The sequence below is a fragment of the Pseudomonas sp. P5_152 genome (assembly GCF_033989915.1).
Lineage (GTDB): Bacteria > Pseudomonadota > Gammaproteobacteria > Pseudomonadales > Pseudomonadaceae > Aquipseudomonas.
In genome coordinates this window covers 3,205,349-3,227,975 of the sequence record NZ_JASFAH010000002.1, presented here as the reverse complement: position 1 = coordinate 3,227,975, position 22,627 = coordinate 3,205,349, and the positions used below count along the sequence as shown (strand labels likewise).

General features: G+C 62.2%; 20 protein-coding genes. 3 read left to right on the top strand and 17 right to left on the bottom strand.

The window, feature by feature from the left end; all coding sequences use genetic code 11:
- Positions 1–82: 82 nt before the first annotated feature.
- The 9 genes from QMK50_RS14705 to QMK50_RS14665 form a co-directional block, all read right to left on the bottom strand.
- Complete coding sequence (locus QMK50_RS14705) at positions 83–1,594, bottom strand: YdgA family protein (RefSeq protein ID WP_320333372.1); 1,512 nt, start codon at positions 1,592–1,594, stop codon at positions 83–85.
- Positions 1,595–1,792: 198 nt separating this feature from the next.
- Positions 1,793–2,428 (bottom strand): NADH:ubiquinone oxidoreductase subunit N, encoded by a 636-nt coding sequence (locus tag QMK50_RS14700; protein ID WP_159993054.1) that lies wholly within the window; start codon positions 2,426–2,428, stop codon positions 1,793–1,795.
- Between the two features lie 83 nt (positions 2,429–2,511).
- Positions 2,512–3,960 carry an efflux transporter outer membrane subunit gene (locus tag QMK50_RS14695; RefSeq protein ID WP_095170851.1) on the bottom strand — a complete coding sequence of 483 codons (1,449 nt, stop codon included), beginning with the start codon at positions 3,958–3,960 and terminating at the stop codon, positions 2,512–2,514.
- The gene (locus QMK50_RS14690; protein ID WP_095170849.1) at positions 3,957–4,847 is read right to left on the bottom strand and encodes an HlyD family secretion protein; all 891 of its coding nucleotides are present in this window, start codon (positions 4,845–4,847) and stop codon (positions 3,957–3,959) included. Before QMK50_RS14690 ends, QMK50_RS14695 begins: the two co-directional genes overlap by 4 nt.
- Complete coding sequence (locus QMK50_RS14685) at positions 4,844–5,053, bottom strand: DUF1656 domain-containing protein (RefSeq protein WP_095170847.1); 210 nt, start codon at positions 5,051–5,053, stop codon at positions 4,844–4,846. The genes QMK50_RS14690 and QMK50_RS14685 overlap by 4 nt, the downstream gene beginning before the upstream one ends.
- Positions 5,050–7,131, bottom strand: a complete 2,082-nt coding sequence (locus QMK50_RS14680) for an FUSC family protein (protein ID WP_159993052.1) — start codon at positions 7,129–7,131, stop codon at positions 5,050–5,052. Before QMK50_RS14680 ends, QMK50_RS14685 begins: the two co-directional genes overlap by 4 nt.
- Positions 7,128–7,556 (bottom strand): MarR family winged helix-turn-helix transcriptional regulator, encoded by a 429-nt coding sequence (locus tag QMK50_RS14675; RefSeq protein ID WP_095170843.1) that lies wholly within the window; start codon positions 7,554–7,556, stop codon positions 7,128–7,130. The genes QMK50_RS14680 and QMK50_RS14675 overlap by 4 nt, the downstream gene beginning before the upstream one ends.
- A 302-nt stretch (positions 7,557–7,858) precedes the next feature.
- Entirely contained in the window at positions 7,859–8,104 is a 246-nt protein-coding gene (locus tag QMK50_RS14670; RefSeq protein ID WP_095170842.1) for a DUF2789 domain-containing protein, read from the bottom strand.
- 23 nt (positions 8,105–8,127) lie between these two features.
- Complete coding sequence (locus QMK50_RS14665; protein WP_095170840.1) at positions 8,128–8,589, bottom strand: aminoacyl-tRNA deacylase; 462 nt, start codon at positions 8,587–8,589, stop codon at positions 8,128–8,130.
- Positions 8,590–8,769: 180 nt separating this feature from the next.
- Between QMK50_RS14665 and QMK50_RS14660 the strand changes: the two genes are divergently transcribed.
- A complete protein-coding gene (locus QMK50_RS14660; protein WP_095170839.1) occupies positions 8,770–9,342 on the top strand; it encodes an NfeD family protein in 573 nt (190 codons plus the stop codon).
- Positions 9,343–9,344: 2 nt separating this feature from the next.
- Positions 9,345–10,103: a slipin family protein gene (locus QMK50_RS14655; protein ID WP_159993048.1), complete on the top strand. Its 759-nt coding sequence runs from the start codon at positions 9,345–9,347 to the stop codon at positions 10,101–10,103.
- A gap of 17 nt (positions 10,104–10,120) precedes the next feature.
- On the opposite strand, the gene QMK50_RS14650 is transcribed toward QMK50_RS14655, so the two are convergent.
- The 5 genes from QMK50_RS14650 to QMK50_RS14630 form a co-directional block, all read right to left on the bottom strand.
- On the bottom strand, positions 10,121–11,596 hold the full coding sequence (locus tag QMK50_RS14650; protein WP_320333371.1) for an efflux transporter outer membrane subunit: 1,476 nt from the start codon (positions 11,594–11,596) through the stop codon (positions 10,121–10,123).
- Complete coding sequence (locus QMK50_RS14645; RefSeq protein WP_320333370.1) at positions 11,593–12,663, bottom strand: HlyD family secretion protein; 1,071 nt, start codon at positions 12,661–12,663, stop codon at positions 11,593–11,595. The genes QMK50_RS14650 and QMK50_RS14645 overlap by 4 nt, the downstream gene beginning before the upstream one ends.
- Positions 12,664–12,688: 25 nt before the next feature.
- A complete protein-coding gene (locus tag QMK50_RS14640) occupies positions 12,689–14,227 on the bottom strand; it encodes an MFS transporter (RefSeq protein ID WP_320333369.1) in 1,539 nt (512 codons plus the stop codon).
- Positions 14,228–14,356: 129 nt separating this feature from the next.
- Positions 14,357–15,280, bottom strand: coding sequence for a LysR family transcriptional regulator (locus QMK50_RS14635; protein ID WP_095170830.1), 924 nt, complete (start codon positions 15,278–15,280; stop codon positions 14,357–14,359).
- Between the two features lie 55 nt (positions 15,281–15,335).
- Entirely contained in the window at positions 15,336–15,986 is a 651-nt protein-coding gene (locus QMK50_RS14630) for a TonB family protein (protein ID WP_320333368.1), read from the bottom strand.
- A gap of 233 nt (positions 15,987–16,219) precedes the next feature.
- On the opposite strand from QMK50_RS14630, the gene QMK50_RS27370 reads away from it, so the two are divergent.
- The gene (locus QMK50_RS27370) at positions 16,220–17,320 is read left to right on the top strand and encodes an RHS repeat-associated core domain-containing protein (RefSeq protein WP_413787297.1); all 1,101 of its coding nucleotides are present in this window, start codon (positions 16,220–16,222) and stop codon (positions 17,318–17,320) included.
- A 122-nt stretch (positions 17,321–17,442) separates the two neighbouring features.
- On the opposite strand, the gene QMK50_RS14625 is transcribed toward QMK50_RS27370, so the two are convergent.
- The 3 genes from QMK50_RS14625 to QMK50_RS14615 are packed head-to-tail and all read right to left on the bottom strand — an operon-like array spanning position 17,443 to position 22,349.
- Positions 17,443–18,810 (bottom strand): HlyD family type I secretion periplasmic adaptor subunit, encoded by a 1,368-nt coding sequence (locus QMK50_RS14625; RefSeq protein ID WP_095170826.1) that lies wholly within the window; start codon positions 18,808–18,810, stop codon positions 17,443–17,445.
- Positions 18,800–20,956, bottom strand: coding sequence for a type I secretion system permease/ATPase (locus QMK50_RS14620; protein WP_095170824.1), 2,157 nt, complete (start codon positions 20,954–20,956; stop codon positions 18,800–18,802). Before QMK50_RS14620 ends, QMK50_RS14625 begins: the two co-directional genes overlap by 11 nt.
- 40 nt (positions 20,957–20,996) lie before the next feature.
- Positions 20,997–22,349 (bottom strand): TolC family outer membrane protein, encoded by a 1,353-nt coding sequence (locus tag QMK50_RS14615; protein WP_095170822.1) that lies wholly within the window; start codon positions 22,347–22,349, stop codon positions 20,997–20,999.
- Between the last annotated feature and the right edge of the window lie 278 nt (positions 22,350–22,627).

The following is a 22,627-nucleotide window of genomic DNA, read 5'->3' as shown; positions in this document are numbered from 1 at the left end:
TCAGAATCGTCCTACAAAACAAAACGCCCGACCGTGCGTAAGCACAGGCCGGGCGTTTGGGTGAGGCGGTGGTGCCAGTGGCTTACTGGACTTCGCCCGGGGTCCCGAGCTTGCTCATGACGAAAGCGACAAACTCCTCGACGGTCATTTTCTGGCCGTTGAACTCCACCTGGTTGTTGGCGTAGTGCAGCTTGGACACGACGTTGTTGCCTTCCAGCGTCGCCAGTTGGGTGCCGACCGCCATGCTGCTGAACATATCACTGGTGGCCAGGGCTTCTTCGGCAATGGCCTTGGCGTCTGTCTGGCCTTCGACCAGGGCCTGCACACTCACAAGGTCAGTGATCATCGGCTTGGAGACCTGCAGGTTGAAGTCCAGCAGGGCAATCAGCTCGCGCACCATCTGATCGGTCGGCTGGTCCATCGACTTCGGCTTGGTCAGGTCCAGCACCAGGCTGGCCTTGCTTTCACCGTTGGCGGTGGTGAACGAGAGGTTCTCCAGGGCGATTTGCGGCTGGGCGGCCAGCAGTTTTTCCAGGTCAGCCTTGGCCTGGGCCTCCTCGGCTTCGCTCAGTTGCAACTCCGGCACGGGTTGCCCTGCCGCAGCGGCTGCGGCGGCGGCTTCCTCGTACGGCTGCAGTTTGGATTGATAGATCTGCACCAGCGACAGCGTCGACGGGATGTCGAGATTCTTCATGCTCCAGGCCATTTTGGCCGAGCCGAGCGCTTTGTCGTTGAGGGTGATTTCGGCAATCTTGTAATCGGCACGGCCCGCCGCGTTGCTCCCGGATTCGCTGGTGGCGGTCTTCATTTCCAGTTTCTTCAGGTGCAGCACCGCCTGCTTGTCACCGAAGATGGTTTTGCTGCTGCTGACCTCGACGGTGTTATCGCCCAGGTAATAGCCGAAGCTGCTTTTAGTCAGGTTGCTGGCCAGGGTCAGGCCGTTGAGTTCGACTTTGACCGGCGACTGGTCCTCGGCGACGCTGGTCAGCGTCAGGCTGTCCATGTAACCGTTGGCCTTGACCTTCTGCGCCTCGGCGCTGGCCGAGACCTCAAGGTTGAGCCCGGAAAACTTCAGCGTCGACTGGTCGTCGAGCACGGTGTCGACAGGCAACAACTCAAGGGTGCCGCTGGTGGCGCGGTCATAGCCAAGGTTGATCACCCCCTTGAGCGGCGACACGTCCTTGGTGGCGGCGAACCATTTGGCGGTCAGCGGGGTTTTTTCCAGGGAGTAGTGACTGGTGGCCATGACCGGCAGCCATTTCAGCGATACCAGCCGCGAGAACGGCAGCGGGCCGTGTTCGATATGGTCGGTGAACAGCAGCTCTACGCCATCGGCGTGTTCGCCAAACATCTCGCCCTGACCCTTGAGGCGGTAATGGGCGGTGCTGCTGAACAGCTGGCGATCCAGCGACACCAATTCCAGGGTCGCGGTGCCGTTGGAGCCGACCATGGCCGCTTGCAACTGCTGGTTGGCGTCGGCGATGGACGTCTGCAACACCCCTTCCAGCTTGGTGCCGGTGTACCACGCGCCGCCGGCACTGATTGCACCAATGGCCACTACGATTCCAAGAAGCACACCTGCTGATTTATTCATGAAATACCTGTTCATTGTCCGTTGTTGAAAGGGTCGTCTTCCCTGAACCCATGACAGGCCGTGGCGCGACTTCGTTCAAATTGCGCAGCAGATTAGCATTAGCGGTCTATGGCAACCCAATGAATAAGGGTTAAAGAGTGTCCAGTGACCACGACCAGTCGCGGCCACGCCCGCACCGTTGCAGGAGCGGCTTGTGCCTCAGGAATACTCCGTTTCCATCTCGTCGAGCTGATGATCAAAGCTTTTCAGGCGCGCGGTCCAGGTGTACACCAGCACCTCGAAGTCACGATTGATCACCGTGCCGTCGGGTGAATCGAAGCGTGGGTCGCAGACATCCAGCTGGTAGCGTTCGCGGGCCATGGCGGTGGCGACGTCAGCGAGTTCCCGGGCGTTGTTCAGCCAATGCCAACCTTCGCCGGTCACTTGCTGGTCGAGGGCCCGGCATTGCACCTTGAGCGCTTCGAGGCTTTTTTCCAGCGGGGTGCCGGTCAGTTCGCCCATGACCTCCTGGAAGGTGCGACCCGGCTGCCAGTAGCTGCCCCAGAAATACCGGTCGAACACCGTTTCGACCCGGCGCAGCGCCACCTTGGTGTCCCAGATCTGCACCAGGGTCTTGCCTTGTTCGAGTTGTTTTTTCTTGATCCGCTGGCCTTGCAGCGAGGCCCAGGCGACCACCGCGATCGACAGCACGCCGATCATCGCGCTGGCACTGTCGAGAAAGAGTAGGGCCTTGTCGAGCTGGTGAGCCAGCATGACGCCATAAAAATAGGTAGCAGACAGCAACACCAGTGCGGCGATCGCGCACCAGAAGCCGGGAGCATAAGGGTTTTTCATTATTGGAATCCCCATGACCTGTGCGAGCCTTGATTGGCGGATTCGCCCGCGCGGATCCGACATCTCAAAGCATAGCAACGGCCTCAGGGTTTCGTCGGTTTTGCCGCTTGCGTTCGTCCGCTTTCCCAGCCGCCGCCCAGGGCCAGGAACAGATCGATCTGGCTCATGGCAACCTGGGTGTTGGCCATGGACACTTGCGCCCGTACGTCGGTGTAGGTGCGGGTGGCCTGCAGGTCGGCGAGGAACGATGCCCGACCGGCCTGGAAGAAGCGGTGCGTCTGGTCTGCCGCCACTTGCGCCGACTGCTCGGCGTCGGCCAGCGCATCGCGGCGCTGCAACAGCGCAGCGTATTGAGTGAGGCCGGTCTGGGTTTCGCGAATGGCGTTGAGCACCACCCCGTCGAAGTGCGCCAGTGCGCCCTGGCTCACCGCCTCGGCCTCATGCACCCGCGCGCGGGCGCCGTTGGTCGGCACGCTCCAGGTCAGCAACGGGCCGAAGCCCCAGCGATTGGTCTGGGACTCGCCCAGGTGATCGAGGATGCCGACGGTGCCCACAGTCGCCCCGATGCTGATGTCCGGGTACAACTGACCGGTGGCCACGCCAATTTCCGCAGTCGCCGCCGCCAGCCGGCGCTCGGCCTGGCGCACGTCCGGCCGCCGTTTGAGCAGCGTGGCACCGTCGCCCACCGGCAACAGTTGGGCGATTCTGGGCAGCTCGTGGCAACTGGCAGTGCCGGCCGGTAACTGGTCGACCGGCTTGGCCAACAGCATCGACAGGCGGAACAACCCGGCTTGGCGCGCCGCTTCATAGCGCGGCATTTCCGCGCGCAGGGACTTGAATTGGGTCAACGAACGAGTGACCTGGGTTTCGTCGCCGCGCCCGGCATCGCGCAGGCGCTGGATCAACTGGGTGCTCTGCCGTTGCAGGTCGAGAGAATGCTCGGCGATCTCGCGCTCTTCGTTGGCCGCGCACACCTGGGTGTAGGCACGCACCACATCGGCGACCACGGTGATGCGTGCGGTATCGGCCGCCGCCTGGGTGGCATCGGCATTGGCCTTGGCCGCTTCGATACCGCGCTGCAAGGTGCCGAACAGATCGAACTGATAGGACGTGGTCAAGGCCACGTCGCCGACGTTGGCCACCGGGACTTTTTCCGGCAGCAAGAAAGCTTCCCCGGATTCCTGCAAGCGTTGGGCGCCAAGCTTGACCCCACCACTCCAGCCACCGGCCGATTCGGCCTGCTCGACTTGCGTGCGAGCGCGGGACAGGTTGGCCGCCGCCACTCGCAAATCGGTGTTGGAGGCCATGGCCTGTTGCACCAATTGATCCAGGCGCGGGTCCTGGTACAGGCGCCACCAATCCGCCGGCACTGGTGCCGAGACCACGTTGTGCGCGTCGATTGGCAGCTCGCCCTGCAAGTCCGCACGCTGCACCGCCGCGTCCTTGGGCACCTGGTAATCCGGGCCGACCACCTGGCAGGCCGACAGCAGCAGGCCCAGGCCCACCGTGACTAATCCGCCAGCGGTCTTCATTGGGCTGGCTCCTGGGCGGGCTGGTCGGCGATGATCGACACAGTGGCGGTACGCCCGGCGATCATGCGGAAGTCCTGCGGCACCTCGTCAAAGGCAATGCGCACGGGAATCCGCTGGGCCAGCCGCACCCAACTGAACGCCGGGTTGACGTTGGGCAGCAGGTTGGCGCCGCTGCTGCGGTCGCGGTCCTCGATCCCGGCGACGATGCTTTCGACGTGCCCACGCAGGCGCGCGTTATCACCGATCACCCGGATGTCGACGCGCTGGCCAACATGAATGCCACCTAGCTTGGTCTCTTCAAAATAACCGTCGATGTGGAACGAGTTGCTGTCGACCACCGACAACACCGGGCGCCCGGCAGTCACGAACTCCTGCACGCGAGGCGCGCGGTCGTTGACGTAGCCGTCGACAGGGCTGCGGATCACCGAGCGGTCGAGGTTGAGCTGGGCGCTGTCCACCGCGACCTGGGCCTCCATCAGCGCCACCTCGGCACGGGCCACGCGCGACTGGCTTTCTTCCAGTTGCTCACCCGGCACCAGGTTGCCCAGGCCGCGGTTGCGCTTGGCTTCGCGCTGGGCCTGGGCCAGGGTCTCCTGACGGTCGGCAACAGCCGCCTTGGCCTGGCGCAGCGCCAGCTTGAAGCGGTCCGGATCAATGGCGAACAACACCTGGCCACGCTTGACCGGCTGGTTGTCGCGCACCTCCACTTGCTGGATCAACCCGGAAACGTCCGGGGCGATCTGCACGATGTCGGCGCGAATGTGTCCGTCACGGGTCCACGGGGCGAACATGTAGTACGCCACCATGCGCCACACCACGAACACGGCCAGCGTCACGATCAGCAGGGTCAACACCACACGGCCAAGGGTCAAAAAAGGTTTTTTCATGTCATCAGGTATCGACTGATTGAGTCCACGGCGCCGAGCAGCAAGGCGTACAGACCCACGTTGAACAACGCCCGGTGCCAGACCAGGCGATAAAAGTGCAAGCGCGTCAGCACCCCGTGCACCAGCAGGTACAACACATAGGTAATGCCCATCAGCACCAGCAGGGTGGGCAGGAACACCCCGCTGACGTCCAGGTCACCGATCATAGAGGCGCTCCATCAATGCCATGGGGTAGCGGTTCTTCCAGCTCGCCCGTGCCGAGGAATTCCACGCCCGGCAACAGCGCCAGGCGCAGGCCACTGAGGGCGTGCAACAGGTTCAGGCGGGTGTCATCGTCGCCTTGCAGGCCCTGGCCATTGAGCGCACGCCGGGCGCGGTCCATGGTCATCTGCAACGAGGCCGGGGCCGGCAGGCGTTCGCCGGCCTTCAGGCACGCCTTGAAGTATTCGCCGACCTCGGCCACCACCTGACGCAACAGCACATTCGGCACCCCCAGCACCCGTGGCGCGTAGGCCAGGATGTCCAGCAGGTTGAGCCCGACCCGCACTTCGCGCAGGGCGATGCCGGTGTCCTGGCCCGTCATGGCCAGGCGTGGCAGGTGCTGCATCAAGCGGTCGAGCATTTGCACCCCCAGTTTGCGGCTTTCGGCCAGGTTGGCCGGCTCCGTCATGCCGACAATGTCGTGCCAACTGAAGCGGGTCAGGCGCTTGGCCGCCAACTCCGAACCGAATGGCCGCGCCACCAGGGTCCAGACAAAGGCAAACAACAAGCCGATGGGACCGGCCAGGTTGGAGTTGACGAAGCTCAGGAAGTCCGCGTCGTAGACGCCTTGCAGGCTGATGAACGACGAGGTGTTGACGATGGTCAGCAGCATGCCCAGGTAAAACGCCGGCTGCACCGTCAGGGTACCGACGACGATGTAGGGCACGGCGAACGCCAGCACCAGCATCGGGAAGTCATGCAGGTTGGGCAGGATCAGGAACAGGTAAAGGCTGGCGAATACCACTGACAATGCGGTCCAGAAGAAGAACCGGTAGATCTGTGGCGCCGGGTCGTCCATCGCCGCAAAGAAACTGCACGCCACCGCCGCCAGGATCACCGCGCTGCCGCCGTCGGGCCAGCCCAGCGCAATCCACAGCAGCGAGGCGACAATGATCGCCAGCACGGTGGAGGTCGCCGAATACAGCATCAATCCCCGGTCGAGAAAGGGCGTCAGGCGCCCGAGACGCCAGTGCCGGTACACCGCCCGCCAGTTGTCCTGGTTATCGGTGTGAATCGCGTATTGCAGGCTGCGCAGGTCCTGCCACAGGTCGATCCACTCGCCCAGGCGGTACAGCGCGTTGGAAAACAGCAGTTGCTTGCGATCATCCAGGGCTTGCGCGCTGGGTTGCAGGGCCTGGAGTTGCGCGCGCAGGGCCTCCCAGCGCGCGACCGAGGCATCGCTGTACTCGAGCCATTGCAGGGATGAACTGAGGATCGGCGCAAACTTGTCGACCAACTCCGGGGTACGTCGCTGCAAGGCGTAGAGCGCATCGTCCAGGGCATCGATCACCGGCAGCAGGTGGATCATCCGCCCGCGCAGTTCCTTGATGTTGCGCACGGTTTGCGGCCGGGCACCTTCGTGGGGCAGTTGGCCGATCATCAGCTCCAGGGAGTTGAAGGTGGCAACCATCGAAGCCTGCAGCGCGCTGATTTCCCCAGGCTCGACCTCACGACTGAGGAAGCGCTGGCTATAGGTCACGGCGCTACCGAACCACTTGCTCACCGCGTCATCGAACACCGGGGCCAGGCGCCGGGGCCAGAACAGACTGCCCACCACCGCCGCGCAGACAATCCCGAGAAAGATCTCCTCAGTGCGCGCCTCTGCCACATCCCACACCGCCAACGGGTTATCCACCACCGGCAGGGCGATCAGCGGCAAGGTGTAACCGGCAAGCATCAGCGCGTAGCTGTTGGCGGTGCGCAGGTGCATGGAGAGGAACAACAGGGTGCCGGTCCACAACGCAATCACCACCACCAGCACATAGGGGCTCTGCACGAACATCGGCACGAACAGCAAGGCCGCCGCCGCACCGGTAAAGGTGCCGATGGCGCGGTACAGGGCCTTGGAACTGGTAGGCCCGACGAACGGGCTGGAAACGATGTAGACCGTGGCCATCGCCCAGTACGGCCGTGGCATCTGCATGAGCATGGCGATGTACAGCGCAATCATCGACGCCGAGAAAGTCCGTACCCCGTAGAACCAGTCGCGAGCCGGCGGCATCCCAGAAAAAAATCCGCTCAAGATGGGCTCACCGCTGCCTGCTCGGCGGTCTCGAACGCGCGAATCACCCGCAGCGCCGCTTCCAGGTCCGCCGCATCGATCCCTTCAAGCACCTCGCGGCGCAGGCGCACCAACTCCACCTCCACCGCTTGCACCAGCTCGCGACCGGAGTCGGTCAGGCTCAGGCATTTGGCGCGCCGGTCGTGGGTATCTTCGGTGCGGCAGACATACCCGGCATGGCATAACTGGTCGAGCAGGCGCACCAGCGAAGGACTCTCCATCCCCGCGGCCTGGGCCACGGTCACCTGGCGCACACCCTCACCCAGGCGCCCGATCATCAATAACGGGACAGCACAGGCTTCGGAGATACCAAAGTTGACCAGCGTGGTCTGGCAGATTTTGCGCCAATGCCGCGCGGCCACCACCATGGCACTGCTGATGTTCATTTGAAGGGCGTCGAGGGTCTGGGGCACAGGAGAATTCGCACACTGTTAGTTTGCTAACTATCAATATCGCACTGGAAGGGAAATCCAGTCAAGTTTTGAAACAATTTGCTGATCGGCAGCCAACTCACTCGTCCGCGCTCACCTTCACCCTCGCATTCGCCTGTAGCCGCTGCCGAGCTCCGCGAGGCTGCGTCCGAGGACAACGTCCTCGCTCGGTTCATGGGTAGATAAACTCTAGTCGACTTCTGCGACTGCTTCGCAGTCGAACGCAGCCTCGCGGAGCTCGGCAGCTGCTACGGGGGTTATACCCCGCGGCCCTTGCGCAACAGCACGTTCAACTGGTCGACCACTTCTGCCCAGTCGGCGTCCTCGCGGATTTCTTCGCGCAGGAACTGCGCCTGGCTTTTAGTCCAGAAAAACGCGTCGGCCAGGTGCAGTTCCGGTTTGAGCGGCGAATGAGTGGCGATGAATTTATCGATGCTCTCGGCGTCATGCTCCAGGCCAAGTTGCTTGAACAGGTTGGGCAGGCTGTGGGTCGGTGCTTCCATGGGGACTCTCCTGGTGAAGGGGGTTAATGGCTCAGTTCGCAGATTTGTGCATGGGGCACCATTTTCAGGTACTGCACCATGCTCATGTGCAGCAGGTTGTTGTGGTTGCCGGCTTCAACGTAGATCTCTTTCTGACGAGTCAACAAGGGGTCGATGACCATGTCCAGGCCATAGGATTCGCCCAGGGCCGGCACAGCGCCGCGTTCACAGTCATTGAACAGGTGGGCCAGGGTGCTTTCGCGGGTGACCTGCCATTCGCCACTGCCGCGCACTTTGCTCAGGTCCAGGTGCCGGCTGGCCGGCAATACCGCCATCAAATAGTGCCCGTGATGGTCGTCGAGGATCACTGACTTGGCCACGCGCTCGGCCGGAATACCCGAGACGCGGGCGGTTTCCAGGCTGCTGGCCGAATGTGGGTGAGCCACCACGTCAAATTCACAGTGCGCCTCTTCCAGGCTGCGCTGTACGGTTCTTGCCATACGCATGATGCACCTCGGTGTCCGCAGCCCAGGCTGGCGGACCATGGTTAAACCTTCTGTTGTCACTTCAAAGTCTAGGCCGGCTGTTCAGCGGCGAAGGAAAATCTGCCCACTGGAGCAGTCGACCTGCACTGATCAAATTTCGTTCAACCCCAGGCTCAACTAGACTGTAGACAGGGCCTGCGTATGGCTCGCAGACGGACGACTCTCCCGGAGGGTCAAGTGAACATCGGTGGCTGGTGTGCGGTTGTGGTGTTGTCGGGTGTGAGCGCTTCAGTGTTCGCGGCGGACACGGTCATGCTGCTGGTGACCAACCCGTTCGCGGTCTGGCTGATGATGTTCGGGATCGCCTTTCTGGTGGCCGAAGCCCTGTTGCCCAATTACGGCGTGATCGGCCTGGGCGGCATCCTGATGTTCGTGGTCGGCGCGGTGATGTTGGCCAACAACGACGTGCCGACGCCACTGATCATCGGCCTGGCACTGATCAGCGCCCTGCTGTTGCTGGCCTTGCTGATCCACGCCCTGAAAACCCGTCCGCGGCACACGGTCAGCGGCGATACCGAACTATTTGGCAGCATCACCCAGGTGCTGGCCCTGCAGCCCGGCAGCGTCTACCACGGCTGGGTCCATCTGCAGGGCGAGCGCTGGCAGGTGCGCAGTACGACGCCGCTGCAACCGGGGCAATGGGTCCAGGTGGTGGCGCGCAAGGGGCTGATGCTGGAAGTGGCCGCGACTGACGCGGCGCCGCAGGGAGAATGACCATGGGCCTGCAACTGGGTTTTGCCGCGCTGCTGGTGCTGCTGATTGCATTGGCGGGGTCGACTTTTCGTATCCTGCGTGAGTACGAACGCGGGGTCGTGTTCCAGCTCGGACGCTTCTGGCAAGTCAAGGGGCCGGGGCTGATCCTGCTGATTCCGGTAGTCCAGCAGATGGTCCGCGTGGACCTGCGCACCGTGGTGCTCGATGTGCCCGCGCAAGATGTGATCACCCGTGACAACGTCTCGGTGAAGGTCAACGCGGTCCTGTACTTTCGTGTACTCGACCCACAGAAAGCCATCATTCAAGTCGAAGACTTCCTCATGGCCACCAGCCAACTGGCCCAGACCACCCTGCGCGCGGTGCTCGGCAAACATGAACTGGACGAGTTGCTGGCCGAGCGCGAGCGCCTGAACGTCGACATCCAGCAGGTGCTGGACGCGCAAACCGATGCCTGGGGCATCAAAGTGGCCAATGTCGAGATCAAGCACGTCGACCTCAACGAATCGATGATCCGCGCCATCGCCAAGCAGGCCGAAGCCGAGCGGGAACGCCGGGCCAAGGTGATCCACGCCGAAGGTGAACTGCAAGCCTCGGAAAAACTCATGCAGGCCGCCGAAATGCTCGGCCGGCAGCCGGGCGCCATGCAATTGCGCTACATGCAGACCCTCAGTTCGATTGCCGGGGACAAGAGTTCGACCATTGTCTTCCCGCTACCGATCGAGTTGCTCAAAGGCATGGCGGACTTGTCCTCCAGGGGCTGAGGGCAACCGGCCTTGACTCAGCCATGCCCCTGGCCGGCAGCTTCGACCTGCGCCAGCGGATACACCGACTGCCAGCCGCCGCCCAGCGCCTTGTACAGCCCGACCATGGCCAGTGACACGCTGGTCGCGCTGTCCACCAGTTGTTCCTGGGTCGCCAGCAGCTCGCCCTGCACGGTCAAGACGTTGACGAAGTCCACCACCCCTTCGACGTACTGCTGTTGGGCGGTGCGCAGGGCGATCTGGTTTTGCCGTACCGCTTCGGCGAGGCTGTCGCGGCGCAGTTGGCTGGCGTTGTAGCGGGTCAACTGGTCGTCGATTTCATGCCAGGCGCGCAACACGGTTTGCTGGTAGGCCAGCGCCGCTTCCTGCTGTTGTGCCTCGCGCAACTCAAGCATGCCGCGCAGGCGACCACCATCGAACAGCGGCACGCTGAATTGCGGCCCGATGCCAAACTGGCGTGAGCCCCAGGAGCCGAAATCGCTCAATTGCATGGCCTGGGAGCCGAAGTTGCCGGACAGGGTGATACGAGGGTAAAAATCGCCCTTGGCCACGCCGATGCTGGCCGTGGCAGCGTGCAGGCGGGCCTCGGCCTGGCGGATATCGGGGCGACGCTCGGCGAGTTGCGAGGGCAAGCCGATCGCCACCTGACGCGGGGTCTGCGGCACCGGGCCGTCTTGCGCCAACTCGGCCTGCAGGGCTTGCGGCCGCTCGCCCAGCAACAGGCTCAAGGCGTTGATCAGTTGCGCCTGGCGCTGCTGCAACGCCGGCAGGCGCGCTTCGATGGCGGCCACCTGGGCAGCCGCTTCAGCGACGTCCAGGTCAGTGGCCACGCCGTCGGCCAGGCGCAGTTGCGACAACTTCAAGCTATGCCGGGCGACCTCGAGGTTTTGCTCGGTGACCGCACGGGTGCTCTGCACGCCACGCAACTGGATGTAGTCCTGGGCAATTTGCGCCAACACCGAGAGCAGCACGCCACGGCGATCGTTTTGCGCCACTTCCAGGGTGGCGTCGGCGGCTTCGGTCTGGCGCCGCACGCGGCCCCAGAAGTCCAGCTCCCAGGAGGCGGAGAAACCCGCCTCCCACAAACTGAACGCTGAGTTGCCATTGTGCCCGGACGGGTCGTTCAGCCCTTCGCCGCTGTTGCGTTTACGGGCGTAACCGCCCGTGGCAGCGGTGCTGGGGTACTGCTCGGCCGTGACCACCTGGCGCACCGCCAGGCTTTGTTGCAGGCGACTGCTGGCCAGTTGCAGGTCAAGGTTGTCGGTCAACGCGCGACGGCTGAGGGCGGACAGTTGCGGGTCAGCAAACACCTCCCACCAGCGCTCATCCATTTGCGTGCTCACCGCCTCGCTGGCCGCCGCCTTTTGCGCTTTCGACCACTGCTCGACCTGGGGTGCCTGCGGCCGGACAAAGTCCGGACCCAGGGTGCAGGCGCTCAATGACAGCAGGCCCAGGGCGAGCAACAGGAGTTTGTGGGGAATGCCAGGGCTCATCGCTGCGTCACCTCGCGCACGCTGCTCTGCGAGCTTGTGGTGTCAATGCTGGCTTCCACCGACATGCCGACACGCAACCGCTGGGCCAAAGGCTGGCCCGGGTCGAGGATGATTTTCACCGGAATACGCTGCACCACCTTGGTGAAGTTACCGGTGGCGTTGTCCGGCTTGACGGCGGCAAAGGTCACCCCGGTCGCCGGCGCAATGCTCTCGACCCGCCCGGTCAGGGCTTCGCCGCCCAGGCTGTCGACGTGCACCACGACGTCCTGCCCCGGCTCTACATCCGTCAATTGGGTTTCCTGGAAGTTGCCCAGCACATAGGCCTGCGCCAGCGGCACCACGGCGAGGATCTTGCTGCCCGGGGTGACGTAGGCGCCAACCCGCACTGCGCGCTCGCCGACCATGCCGTCCACGGGGGCGACAATGCGCGTATAGGACAGCTGGAAGCTGGCCATTTCCAGGTCCGCCTGCGCCCGCTTGAGCCCGCCTTCGGCGGCGTCGCGCTGGGCCGTGAGGATCTCCACTTGCTTGCGTTCCGCCGCCAGCACCGCCGTGGCATTGGCCAACCGAGCGCCCGCCTGGTCGATCCGGGTGCGCGCCTGCTGGGCGTTCTGCACGGTGCCGGCGCCGACACCCGCCAAGTGGTTGTAGCGATTCAGTTCATGCTCGGCGAAGGCCTGCTCCGCCTTGGCGGCCACCACCGTGGCCTGGGCCTGGGCGATCACCGACGCCTGGCGCTCAAGGGTCGCCCGGGCGTTTTGCAGTTGCGCCCTGGCCACCAGCGTATCGGCATCGGCGGCTTGGGCGGCGGCGCGAAAGTCGCGGTCATCGATCAGCGCGAGCAATTGCCCGGCCTGGACCCGCTGATTGTCTTCGACCAGCACCTCCTTGATGAATCCGGCCACGCGTGGCGCCACCAGGGTGAAGTCGGCACTGACAAACGCGTCATTGGTGCTCTGCTGCGGCTTCTTGCCGAATACCCCGGGGGCCAGCAGGTAGACCAATACGCCCACCGCCAACACCGCGGTGGTGGCGCCGGTGAGTTTTTGCTTGCTAGAGATCGTCATAAAAACCTTCTGTTTCAGTCAACATTCAAGTGGGTGCGCGCGGCGGATACATCCGCGTCGGCAGCCAGAAAATCAGCAGGATCAGCGCCAGCGCGATCCCGGCCATGCACAGGTACAAGTCCGCAGAAGTCAGCACCACGGCTTGCTGGTGCAGGCGCCGCGCCAGGCTGGCGCTATCGCCACCGACCAGGGGTGAGTTGCCAAGGCGGTCCACCAGCATCGTCGAGTGAAAATGCAGGCGCACCGTGGTCAGGGTTTCCAGCAAGCCGGTGGCGAGCACCGCCGAGAGGCCTTTGACGGTGTTGAACCAGGCCGAGGCGAAGGGGCCTTCCATCGGGCTGATACTGCCGGTCGCGAGCATCAGCAACGGCAGCACCGACATCGGCTGGCCGAAGATCTGCAGCAATTGCAGCAGGTAGAAATCGTCGCGGATCCACACCGAGGTCAACTGCGAACCACCGATGCAGGACAGCGCCAGCATGCCCAGGCCGATGCCCAGCACCCAGCGACAGTCGACCCAGCGCTGGTTGCACAGCGCCGCGACCAAGGGCAGCGCGATCAGTTGCGGGGCGGCCATCAACAGCATCACCGGGGCGGTCTGGATCGGCCGGTAACCCTGGACCTGCGCCAGATAGCTGGAGGGGATGATGATCACCGCCAGCAGCACCACCAACACCCCGGCCAGGGTCAGCAAGGAAAAGCTCAGGTTGCGGATGCCGAGCATCTGCAACTTGAAAAACGGCACCGGCTGCGACCATTCGTTGAACAGGAACAGCACCAGCAACACCACGCCCGCACCCAACAACCAGCAGATCAAGCTCGACTCGAACCAGTCCAGGCGATTGCCTTGCAGGATGCCGATCACCAGCATGCAGATGGCCGCAAATCCCAGCAGCAGGCCACGCCAGTTGAACTGCTTGAAGCGCTCCAGGCGCAGCGGGTCCTGCGGCAAACCGTAGGCCACGGCCGCCATCGCCAGCAGGCTCGGCACGATGATCTGCCAGAAGGTCCAGTGCCAACTCACATACTCAGTCCACAGGCCCGCCAACGGCGTGCCCAGGCCAGGACCGAAGGTGGCCGTCAGGGCATAACCGGCCAGGCCGTAGAGTTTGATGTTGGCCGGCAGGAATCGCAGGGCGACGGTCATCAACATCGGCGGCAATGCGCCACCGGCCAGGCCTTGCACGGTGCGCAGCAGCAGCAGGCTTTCATAGGTGGGCGCGAACGGGATCAGTAACCCCAACAGGGTGAACAGGCCAATTGCACACAAGGTGAAACGACGCAGGGAAAAGGTCACCGAGCACCAGGGGGCGAACGCCATCGCGGCCACGGAGGTCGCGGCGTAGCAGGCGACGAGCCAGGTGCCCTCGTCGTAACCGATCGCCATGGCTCCGCGGATATCGGCCAGGGCGACCTTGGTCACCATTTCATTCAGGCCCGAGACCAGCACGGCCAGCAACACGCCAACCAGGCCGATGATGATGCGCGGCCCGAACGTCGGCGGCGCCACCACCTTGGGGGTGCTGGCCACCTCGATCGGGGCAGGGACAGCGAGGCAAGTCATGGCAGGAACAGCTCCAGATATCAGAAATACCGGAGCAGTTTAGAAAGACCGACAGCTGACGAAAACTGACTTATTGACAGCTTATAAGTGCGTCGGACGCAGCAATGCCATGACCCCTATCACACACTCCTACCCGGGGGGCTGGGCTGCTTGCCAGGTCTCTGCGCAACTGCTCTTGACCATTTCGCGCAACCAACGATGGGCTGGGTCCTTGTCGTAGCGCGGGTGCCAGGCCTGGGTCAGCATCAGCGTCGGCAGCGCGATCGGCAGGGTAAACGAGCGCAGGCGCAATCCCAGGCGCGCGACACTGAGCAACGCTTCCTTGGGTACCGGCAGGATCAGGTCGGAATCGGGCAGCACGAACATCGCCGCGTGGAAGCTCGGTGCGATCAAGGCCACCCGCCGCTCCAGCCCCAGGGCATTGAGGGCGGTATCGATCGGCCCGCGGGCAATACCGCGCCGAGACATGCTGATGTGGGAAAAACTGGCGTAGCGCTCGGCGCTGATCTCACCCTCCAGCAGCGGATGACCTTCGCGCACCAGCCCGACAAAGTGCGTGGTGAACAGGTTCTGCGCTTTCACTTCCGGGGTGCGCGGGCGGGTGTTGCTGATCATCAGGTCGATCCGCCCCTCGCGCAGCGCCTCATCGTCGCCATCGCCTTCAGGCACAAAGCGCAACTCGCAGTGGGGTGCCTGGCGATTCAGTGTATCGATCAAACGCCCACCGTAGACCCCGACGAAAAAGTCGTTGGCACGCACGCTGAACCGCCGACGCAGGGTGCTGAGGTCCACCTCATCGGCCGAGCGGAACAGCAGTGCCGCCTGCTCGACCAGGTCCCGCACCTGGGCCCGCAACTCCAGGGCCTTGGGTGTCGGCACCAGGCCACGCCCCGCACGCACCAGGATCGGGTCGCCGAGCGCTTCGCGAACCCGGGTCAGGGTCCGGCTCATGGCCGCCGGGCTCAGGTTCATCCGTCGCGCGGCTCCCACCACGCTGCCTTCGTCGAGCAAGGCATCGAGGGCGACCAACAGGTTCATGTCCGGTAGCTGCATGCTAAGCACTCATGGCTGATCAGAATTGACTCAGACGCAATGCTAGCAGCCTTTGCTACCCGGGTATGCCAAAGACCTTTTGCAGCTCTTTGGGCAGCACACTGCTGTACATCCTTGCCGGCTGCGCCTCACAGCGACGAACGATGTCGGGCAAGGCATCGATCAACTGGTGATTGAGCGTCATGCCCTTTTGCGAATCGGGCTGGCTGGCGAAGACCGGGAGCAGCAGCGCCGCGCTGGTCTTGGCGAACGTCGGCGCGCTGCTCAAGGGCTGCTTGGGGTAGCTCTTGCGAAACAGCGCCAACTCCTCGTTCAGCGCGCTGCACGGCTGGAACAGCATGTTGTGCACGACTTCCTGCGCATTGAGGAACTGATTCGGCGCAGACGCGGGCGAGAAGATCATGGTGTTCTGCGCGTCGATCACCGCTGGCGCGTCCGCCGTGACCTCCCAGGGCTCGAACCGCCAATGCTCGGCCGCCGCTTTCGCCGCCACAGCAAACGCTTCATGGGTGGCACTGAGGACTTTAACGTCGGTGACGGAACCATCGTTATGAATGTTCAGGCTGATCCGCGCATCCCCCACCACATCGACCAGCTCCGCCGGATACCCGGGTTTGGGCATATAGGCCGTGTCTGTAGACGGAGGGAATGCCGCCAGCGCGTTGAACGAGCACAGCAGGGCTGCACCGAGCAGAAGTAGACGCATGGAAAGTCCTTTTAGAGGCGCCGAAACAGGGGCGACGATTGTCGCGCACCTCCCCGACAAAGGACAACCGTTCTCATCTTCACTCTCGAAATGCCCCCTGGCGATGCATGCCCCAACGCTTGACTGTCACCCGCTCCAGCCATTGTTCGGCCGCTGACTTGGCCGTTGGATGGCAGATTGCCGCCTAGCAGTTCTGCTAGTTCCCAATATGAGATCGGTGCGTAACACTGCAAATGCGTACTCCGCTTGGCCTTATCCACCGCAAAGGTCTACTCATGAGCTCATCCAGCCCTGATCATCAGCAGAACCCTTCCTGGCAACGCACTGTGTTGCTGGCAACCGACAGTAGCCAGTCGATCATCGCTGAAGTCGCAGATGGCAAGACTAACGCCATCGCCTACAGTGCCTACGGCGAGCAGTCCGCGCAGCAGGAGGTGGCGACAGGATTGGGCTTCAACGGTCAACTGCGTGAGGCGCGGATCGGTTGGTATTTGCTGGGCAATGGCTACCGCGCCTACAACCCACGGTTGATGCGCTTTCATAGCCCGGACAGCTGGAGTCCGTTTGGCAGGGGTGGGTTGAATCCGTATATGTATTGTGTGGGAGATCCAGTGAATCGGTCTGATCCGACGGGGCATGTGAGCGGTTTTTGGAGCTTATTCAAGTCCCCCAATTATAGAGTTGGAACACCTCCCTACATCAGCCCTGAAGCCGGTGGTGCAGCTATGCGCTCCATGCTAAAAAATCAACCACTGCCCGAGAAAACACATGATATGTCAGGCTTTTTCGGCGCCTTCGGACTTACTGCCGGCCCCAAGCCAAAGATTAGCTGGGCAAATGATGGGGGTGAAATACATGGCACCAGCCATTCTTCATTTGTTTCGCAAAATCCGGAGCCATTAGTACCTTGGGTAGTGAGCCAGAGGTCGTCGGATTCACCTCCATCGGGTTCATTCGGCACATATCACCAGACCGCTAGCACCATCAGCGGGAGCTCGAGTCATTCGGGGCAGGTATCGAGCCATGGACAGAAGAGCGGGATGAAACTCTGGAGCTCTGATACTTTTGCAGCATCGCAGCAACCTTCAAGCTATTCGACTCACCCTGTAGGAGTGGGAAGCCCGCCTCCACACCAGGGCAATGTACGCAGAGGCGACGTGTCTGGTTCTTCGACTTGGCCTCCATCATTTGCCGGACCTGGTGGTTCGACACATAGCTCGAATAATAGGCCCACCGCTGCGGTAGTTGGAGTTCGTAGGGGTTCAGAGTCACCTCCACCGTTGCCTCCAAGAGCGCCTCCGCCGTTGCCTCCAAGAGCGCCTCCAAGACGTTAAGAAACCAAGAACCGCTCAATCTCGTACGAAATGCACCATAAACCACCTTGACGCTCGGGCGCATTCCAGCTCGGGCGGCGAATAGAGTTTCGCCGCCTTCATCGGATAGCTACAACCGAAAACTACCGCTCGTGCAACGCCTCCGCCCGGGCCTTGATGATCGGCTTGAGCAGGTAGCTGAGGATCGATTTCTTGCCGGTGATGATGTCCACCGAGGCCACCATGCCGGGAATGATCAGCAAGGGCTTTTCATCGGTTCCCAGGTGGCTGCGATCGGTGCGCAGGGTGATCATGTAGTAGGTGTTTTTCTTGTCTTCGTCGGTGATGGTGTCGGCACCGATCTGCTCCAGCTTGGCCTTGAGGCCACCGTAGATGGTGTAGTCATAGGCAGTGAACTTGACGATGGCTTCCTGGCCCGGATGCAGGAACGCGATGTCTTGCGGGCGAATCTTCGCCTCCACCAGCAGGGTGTCGTCCAGTGGGACGATTTCCACCATGTCGCTGCCGGGCTGAATCACCCCACCGATGGTGTTGACCAGCAGTTGCTTGACGATACCCCGCACCGGCGAGGTCACCAGGGTGCGGCTGACACGGTCTTCCAACGCCTTGCCGGTTGCCTGGGCCTTGTTCAGGTCGGTGCGTGCTTCGTTGAGCTGGGTGAGCGCCTCACTGCGGAATTTACCGCGGGTTTCGTCGATCTTGCGTTGTACTTCCTTGATTGCCGACTCGGCACGGGGGATCGCCAGGGTGGTGGCATCCAGTTGGCCGCGGGTTTCGACTTCCGCCCGCTTGAGTCGCAACACTTCCACCGGAGACACCGCGCCCTGCGCCACCAGCGGCTCGGACATGTTGATTTCCTGGCGCTGCAAGCCCAGGGCCTGGCGGTACTGCGCTTGCTTGGAGCTGAATTCACGCAGCTCTTGCTGACGCTGGATCAGTTGTTCCTGCAACCCGCCAATTTCATCGTGCAATTGCTGGCGACGGCTGATGTACAAGGATTCTTCGCTGGCGGCCTGCACTGGCACGGCTTTCATCACGTCATCCGGGAAGGCCAGCGGGCGGTCATCGACCTCGGCGCTCAAGCGCTCCACACGCAGCAGCATGGACAGGCGGTCGGCTTCGGTTTCGCCGACGTTGGACACAAACCGCGTGTCATCCAGGCGAATCAGCGGCGCGCCGGCTTCGACGATCTGCCCTTCGCGAACGAACAACTCGGCAACAATCCCGCCCTCAAGGTTCTGGATTTTCTGCAGCTTGGACGAGGGGATCGCCTTGCCGTCGCCACGGGTGACCTCATCGATCACCGCAAAATTGGCCCAGACCAGCATGAACACGAAGAAGCCGATGATGCCCCAGATGGTCAATCGCACTACACGCGGGGCGTCTTCGATCAGCGCCTTCTTGACCTCTGGCAGCGGTTGCCCATCGAGTGAGTCGGAGCCTTTGAAATAACGACGGATCGAGTCGCGCATACCGGACTTAAGCAACACTGATCTGCCCCTTCTTCAACGCTTCCATGACCACGGCTTTTGGACCATCGGCGAGAATTTGCCCACGATCGATGACCAGCAACCGGTCGACCAGCGACAACAGTGAGGCCCGGTGCGTGACCAGCAACACGGTCTTGTTCTCGATAACGGCTTGCAGGCGTTGTTTCAAGCGTTCTTCACCGGTGTTGTCCATGGCGCTGGTCGGTTCGTCGAGCAGCATGATCGGCGGATTGAGCAGCAGCGCACGGGCCATGGCCACGTTCTGCCGCTGGCCGCCGGAAAGGTTTTGCCCACGCTCGCCGACTTGCAGCTCGTAACCCTGCGGGTGCAGGCGGGCAAATTCGTGCACGCCCGCCAGCTCGGCAGCCTGCAGGACCATTTCGTCTTCCACGTAGCGGGCACCGGAGACCAGGTTATCGCGCAGGGTCCCGGCCAGCAGCTGGATGTCCTGCGGCACGTAGCCAATGTTGTGGCGCAGTTCGCTGACGTCGATCTGGCGAATGTCCACACCGTCGACCAGCAAGGCACCGTCATCCGGCTGGTACAGGCCGACCAGCAGCTTGGCCAGGGAGCTTTTGCCCGAGCCGCTGCGGCCGATGATGCCGATCTTCTCGCCCGGCTTGATCACCAGGTTGATGTTTTTCAACGCCGGGTTCTGTTGCCCCGGGTAGGTGAAGTTCAATTGGCGGCACTCGATAGCGCCTTGCACCACCCGGCGGCTCAGCGGGCGCTCTTCGAAGTTACGCTCTTGGGGCAGCTCCATCATGTGGTCGACCGAACCCATGGTGACCTTCGCCTGTTGATAGCGGGTCAGCAGGCCGGACAGCGAGGCCAACGGGCTAAGTGCCCGGCCACTGAGCATGTAGCAAGCGATCAGGCCGCCCATGCTCAGGTTGCCGGCGATGATCTGGTACACACCGAAGGCAATCATGATCACCCCGGCCAGTTGCTGGATCAGCAAGGTGATGTTGATCGACAACCCGGAGAGCATTTTTACCCGCAGTTCTAGACGGCTGAGGGTGCCGATGGTCTGCTCCCACTGATACTGGCGCTCGCTCTCGGCGTTGTTGACCTTGACTGCGTCCAGGCCGGCGAGGGTTTCGATCAGGCTCGACTGGCGCTCTGCGCCCAGGGCCATGGTGCGTTCCATGGTCGCCTGCAACGGCTTCTGCAAGACATAGCCGATCAACAGGGCGATCGGGAAGGCCAGCATCGGAATCCACACCAGATGCCCACCCAGCAGGGCGATCACCAGGAAAATCAGGAGGGTGAACGGCAGGTCGATCAGGCTGGTGAGTGTCAACGAGGCGAGGAAGTCGCGCAGGCTCTGGAACTCATGGATGTTCTGCGCAAAGCTGCCGACCCGGGCGGGTCGGTATTTCATCGACATGCCGACGATCCGCTCGAACAGTGTGGCGGAGATGATCAGGTCGGTTTTCTTACCTGCCAGGTCCAGGCACAGGCTGCGCAAACTCTTGAGGATCAGGTCGAACATATAGGCGCCGGTAATACCAACCACCAGCACCCACAGGGTCGCTTCAGCCTGGTTGGGCACCACGCGGTCGTAGACGTTCATCACGAACAGCGGCGCGGCCATGGCGATAATGTTGATCAGGAAACTGGCGGCGATGGCGTCGGCGTACAGCCAGCGCGAACGCTTGAGGGTGTCGCGGAACCAGGAACGCGCACGCGGGATCAGGGTGCCGTGGTTCACATCGAATTTATGCTGGGGCTGGGCGAAGAACGCCTGCCCGGTGTAATCGTCCGCGAGCATCTCGCGGCTGACCAGGACTTCGCCACCGTCGCTTTCGCTGAGCAGCAAGCGTGCCTGGTCGTCGCCCTGCCAGCCCAGGAGGACCGCACTGCGATCGTCCTTGAGCAGCAACAGCGCCGGCATGGCAATCGCGGGGATCTTGTCCAGCTTGCGTTGCAGCACCCGCCCTTGCAGGCCGGCACGCGCCGCTGCACGGGGCAGCAGATCGATACTCAGGCGCTGCTTGGGCAATGGCAACCCGGTGGTTAGCATTGCTGCGCTGGCGGGTTTCTGGTGCAGGGCGCATAGCGCCAATAATCCGTCGAGCAACGGATCATCGTGCATCGCGCGTGGATCATGACTGAGATGAACTCGACTGGCTTCTGATTCCACGCTCGGTACTCTTGGCTATCAATTGAACATTAAATAAAGCTCAATTCATGCCAGGTAGCTGGACTTTTGGCTTCACGTCGTTCTGCACGACGGAGGCCATCGGTGCGACCACTCCCTGGCTTTTGAGCAACTCGCCCATGGTCGCCTTGATTCGATACTGAGTAAATAACTGAATGTTCTTGATTTCCGCCAGGCGGCGGGAAGCGCTGAACAATTCGTTTTCACTGTCGAGCAAGTCGAGCAGGGTCCGCTCGCCAAGACTGAACTGCTGCTGGTAGGCACTGCGAACGCTGGTGCTGTAGTCGACATACTTCTGGGCGATCGGCACCTGGGCGTTGGCGTTGTTCAAGGCGTTCCAGGCCAGGCCCAGCTCCTCGTTCAGCACCCGCAGGGCATTGTTGCGGATATCCAGCGCCTGGTTGGACTGATAGGCCTTGGATTCCAGGTCAGCCTTGTTGCTGCCGCCGGCATACAAGTTGAAGCGCATGCGCAACATCGCCTGCCATTCATTGCTGTGACCGTTCATCCCATCCAGGTCGTTGTCGGCGGTGCGGCCCAGCTCGGCATCAAAACGCGGGTAGAACGCCGACTTGGCGGTGTCGTACTGCTTCTCGGCGGCAACGATGTCCGATTCTGCGGAACGCAGGATAGGGCTGTTGTCCAGCATCTGCTGGCGCGCCTCATTAAGGTTGGCCGGCAGCATGGCCATGAACGGCGCAGGACGCTCCAGTTGATCCGGCAGTTGGCCCACGGCGCTCAAGTAATTGGTCTGGGCATCGGCCAGGTTGGTCTGCTCGGTGATCAGGTTGTTGCGTGCTTGGGCCAGGCGCGCCTCTGCCTGGTCACGGTCGGCGGTACGGCCTACGCCGCGCTCGGTGCGCAGCCTGATCTGATCGAAGATGCGTTCGTGATTACGCAGGTTGTCTTCGGCCAGTTGCACGAACTCGCGACGGGTCAGCACATCGAGGTAAACCTGGGCAACGGTCAACGCGGTGCGCTCGGAGGTCCCCAGCAAGGAATAGGCGCGAGAATTGACGGTGGCTTGTTGACGCCCGACTTCGCTGGACGTCGCAAAACCGTCAAAAACCATTTGTTGCAGGCGCAGACTCGACTCGCCACGGCTCAAGGTTTCCCAATCGTTCCTGCCAGTACCCGCGCGGGTGCTCGGGCTGTCGGTACCTTCGCGACCATATCCGCCGAGCAAATCGACCTTGGGCAGGTACCCCCCTTCTGCTGCTCTGAGTTGATAATCAGCAGCCAGGCGATTGTTCACGCCGGCCTGGATTTCCGGGTGGACGTCCAGTGCCTGTTGCATGGCTTGAGGCAGGGTTTGAGCGTTTACAAAACTGGCGGCGAGGGCAAACGGTAGAGCCTTGAACAGGTGCGAAAGCATAAAAGGATTTCCCAGGACTTCATGTCTCAAATCACAGCAAAAAGGAGCTGCTGCGGCGGAAAATGGCAACCGAAATGGCCGTATGTCAGATAGCTCGAAACAGGAACTGGATCACACGCTGCAGGACAGGTCGCCGCGTAAATATCAATGTGACATTACCGGGGCAATTGTTTAGGATGCCCTGCAGAAGGTCAATAGTTTGGCATTAAGTTAATCGCGAAAAGTTATTGCCAAATTATTGACAGAAAAGCGCGTCATTTGTACGTCTATTATTTTTA